The organism is Gemmatimonadota bacterium, assembly GCA_026705765.1.
Lineage (GTDB): Bacteria > Latescibacterota > UBA2968 > UBA2968 > UBA2968 > VXRD01.
This window is the reverse complement of record JAPPAB010000166.1, coordinates 1-3731: the sequence shown is the minus strand read 5'-3', so window position 1 is coordinate 3731 and position 3731 is coordinate 1. Positions and strand designations below refer to the sequence as shown.

Below are 3731 nucleotides of genomic sequence, written 5' to 3'. Positions count from 1 at the left end.
CTGGGATCTCGTGTGCCTGGCTATGCAGGGCATCGGCAGGCTTTTGAATACGTCAAACAGCATTTTGAGCAATTTGGGCTCGAAGATATCGCGGTCGAGGAGCACACAGTAACGGTTCCCGTTGACAAAGGTGCTTCACTTACTTTGATGGATACCGGCGAAGAAATCGCGATCTACGGTTTTTGGCCCAACCATGTACAAACGCCCTCTGTTCCCAGTGCTGGAATTTCGGGGGCGCTTATTTATGGGGGTAAGGGGGCGTTTGCAGAACTCAATGGGAAAAAGGTCGAAGGCAGCATTGTCCTGATGGACTTCGATTGTGACCAGGGCTATTTAAGCCCGCGTATGCTGGGGGCACAGGCCATTTTATTTTTCGATAATGGGCGGGTTACACAGGGGCAGGCTATGGATAAGTTTTTGCCCGTGCCCGTTGATGTGCCCCGGTTCTGGGTCACAAAAGACGATGCTTTGCGGTTGCTCGAATTGGCCCAAACGCAATCTCCAGAAGTGCGTTTAACGTCAAAGATGGATTGGGAAGAAGTGCCGACCTGGAATATTTTTGCAACCGTTCCTGGATCTGAAGACTATATCACGGAGCGCGAAGAGCGCAAGTGGAAAGATCAGCAGATTGTGCTGAGTGCTTTTTACGATGCCATTTCCGTTGTGCCCGCTCTCGCGCCGGGTGCAGAAAATGCGTCGGGGTTGGCTGCGCTTTTACACACTGCTCGCGTTTTGAAACAGAATCCGCCCAAATATTCGGTGACCTTTTTGGCAACGGGTTCTCATTTTCAGGGGCTGGCTGGTATCAATGATTTTGTGTATCGCCATTCTCGCGAGAGCGATCATTTCCGCGATAAGATTCCCGATAGTTTATCGGTTGCCGGTGCTTATCTCGATGGCGAACTTATTCCGCGCGACAGCGAAGATTTTGAAGAACTCATTCCCGGCAGTTATAAAATTGATTTTCGGTTATTTATCGGGTTGGACCTGTCGAGTGAATCCGATCAGTTGGCGAGCTTTTCACACGGCACCTTTAACAACCCAAATTGGCAGACAGACAATTATCTAAATAATCTGCTGGCGCCTTATGCAGACAAATTCGATAAATATATGGCCAAAGTCTTTCCAGGCGAAGAGGCGCGCCATGTCGATGCGATTGCTCCGCCAAAACGCACCTGGAAGAATTTTATGCCCATTCGCCTGGGATTCGACAGCGAGGCCGTTACTTTTGTTGGGAAAGAAGGCATTACACTGGCGACGCCATCAACCGTGCGGCGGTTTGTCGATACGCCTATTGATCGCGTAGAGCATGTCAATATGGGCAATTTGGCGCGTCAGGTCCAAACGACGATCGCTGCCTTGATGAAAGCGGGCGAAGATCCCGAGTTTTTCAGGGTGTCCAAACTCAAATTGCAAGATCGCGGACACAGTTTGAGAGGACAGGTATTGTGGTTTGATCGCAATGTCGATTTCGCGTTGCCCCGCGTACCCGTGCCAGGGGGAGTTGCCACGTATCGACAGCCGGGCAATGTCCACAGTTGTGCGGGGGTGCGCACGCTGATTATTGACAAGACGACAGAAGGTCCCATTTACGATATTGATAAACTGGCAGACGATCAGACAGAAAATGTAGATCTAAAATTGTTTGGCGATAAAGATAAGGTAAAGGAAACCGGATGGTTTTCCTTTGATATTATGCGTAATCGGTTTACCAATCGCATTTTGGCTTATGATATTGATGAAGAGGGGGCTATTACGTCGGCACCCGATATGGGGACTGAGGGCGACAAAAAATTCCCACTGACGCAGCGATATGGCTGGTGGGAAAATGAAATGCTGACGGTTCTGTTTAAGAGCCGCTCCATCAGCGTTTTTGAGATTATCGATTCGAGTTATTTGTCCGCGCTTGATTTTATGACGGTGCTCAACGACAATGATACGCAGCCCATAGAATTTGGCTATACGTATTTGCCGGGACAAAGCACCAAAGAGGGCGACGTGACGCGCGCTGCAGTGACGTTTGCGCGCGTGGATGAATACACGGGAGAAGCCGAGCGGTTGAAGGTTTTGATGAGCACGGGCTTGTTTGGTGTTAAGTATTTGCTGATCAATGCGCCCCAGAAGTTTTTGGACAATCCGGTTGATAAACGCGAGGTGAATCCCGATCTTCTGGAAGAGGCGCGAGGTGAAGGGTATGAGCCCGGTGTCATTTTCAGACCTTCTTATCAAGCCGCCAAAGATATGTGGGTGATTGACGATGTGCGGATGAAACAGTTGGCGCAATTTGGTATTGAAAACAATCGACTCACCCTGTTGCACAACAGCGCGCGCGAGGCCCTGATCGAAGCGCGTCAGCACCTTGAAAATTTGGATTACGAAGGGTTTATGAATGCATCCCGGCGGGCATGGGGGCTGGAGGCGCGGGGGTATCCCGAAGTGATGGCGACGGCCAATGATACTGTTCGGGGTATTATTTTTTACTTTATTTTATTGTTGCCGTTTTCATTTTTCTGTGAGCGGTTGTTGATTGGCGCGTCGAGTATTACCGCGCGATTGAGCTGGTTTGCCGCGTTTTTTATATTTTTCTTCATTGTTCTGCGCTTTGTCCATCCGGCTTTTCAGTTGAGCAATTCCCCCTATATTATTTTTCTCGCATTTGTGATTATGGCTCTCGGTGGGGTGGCTATGGTCATTGTGGTATCTAAGTTTGGCGATGAAGTTCGCAAAATGAAGCAAGCTTCTGCCGGGACTTATGAAGCCGATGTCGGGCGCATTAGCGCGACGTCGGCCGCGGTTGTACTGGGCATTTCAAACCTGAGAAAACGCCCCATGCGCACGGGGTTGACGGCGATTACGCTGACTTTGTTGACTTTTACGACATTGTCTTTTACTTCGGTGCAGACTTCGTTGAAGTTTTACAAATTACCCCGCGATAACGAGCCGTCGTATCAGGGGGCACTGGTGCGCGACCGATCCTGGCGCGGAATGCAGGAATCCGTGCTCAATTATCTCAATAGCGCTTTTGAAGGCCGCGCCGATATTGTGCCGCGATCGTGGTATTTGTCACAGGTGCGTGGCGAGCGCGCTTATGTGAATTTTTCTCGCGTGACAGAGGCCACCGCCGATATGGGCCCAAAGGAGATTTACGTCGATTTTGATGTGGGCATTACCACGGGGAAAGACAGTTTTGTCAATGCACTGTTGGGGCTTACGCCAGACGAACCCAAAATTACCGGAGCTGATCGCTATTTGATGAGTGGGCGATGGTTTGAACCCGGAGAAGAGTTCGTTTGCCTGATACCCAATGATCTGGCCGAGCTTGTGGGTATTTTCCCCGAAGACGCCGGTACAGCCAAAATTGAAATGCAGGGGCAGATTTTTACGGTGATTGGCATTCTGGATTCTGAAATGTTTAACAAGTTCAAAGATCTGGACGATGAAAAACTGACCCCTGTTGATACGGTAAAAGAAAAAGACGATTTGGCAGATGCACAGGATCAGGATCCGCGGGTTGTTGCGGCTGCGCCGATAGAGACCTTTACCCATCTGGAATCGACCAATGTGCTCGTCGTGCCCTATGAGTATATTCGGGATATCGGGGGCGTGTTGGCTTCGGTGGCGATTGCGAATTTCAAGGATGAGAGCGGGCAGCCGAAGAAAGATTTTGTGCCCGACATCGAAGAGTTTATGGCGCGCGTGTCTTTGACGATGTTTGTGGGCAAGGATGATGG

General features: G+C 50.0%; 1 protein-coding gene. It reads left to right on the top strand.

Going from position 1 to position 3731, the window contains the following annotated elements:
- Nucleotides 1-12: 12 nt before the first annotated feature.
- Nucleotides 13-3731, top strand: a 3719-nt coding sequence (locus OXH16_20900; protein ID MCY3683866.1) for a M28 family peptidase, incomplete at its 3' end; no start/stop codon positions are given.